Genomic DNA, 345 nt, shown 5'->3' with positions numbered 1-345 from the left:
TCCTGGTCACCGGTGGTACGGGTGCGCTGGGTGGCCGTGTGGCGCGGTGGCTGGCGGGTGCGGGTGTCGCGCGGTTGGTGCTGACCAGCCGTCGGGGCCCGGATGCTCCGGGTGCTGGGGAACTGGTTGCGGAGCTTGCGGGGTCGGGCGTGGAGGTGTCGGTGGTGGCGTGTGACGCCGCCGACCGGGACGCCCTGCGCGAACTGCTGTCCGCCGAGGCGGGGGGCCTGACGGCGGTGGTCCACGCCGCGGGTGTGCTGGACGACGGTGTCCTGGACGCCCTGACTCCCGACCGATTCGAGAACGTACTGCGGGCCAAGGCCGACTCGGCGCGCAACCTCCACG

General features: G+C 73.6%; 1 protein-coding gene. It reads left to right on the top strand.

The annotated features are described in order from the left end of the window. Positions 1-345, top strand: a 345-nt coding sequence (locus IF43_RS37575) for a ketoreductase domain-containing protein (RefSeq protein ID WP_037891747.1), incomplete at both ends; no start/stop codon positions are given.

Source organism: Streptomyces sp. NRRL S-87 (assembly GCF_000719335.1).
Lineage (GTDB): Bacteria > Actinomycetota > Actinomycetes > Streptomycetales > Streptomycetaceae > Streptomyces.
The sequence above is the reverse complement of the archived record's forward strand: the minus strand, read 5'-3'. Positions and strand labels throughout refer to the sequence as shown.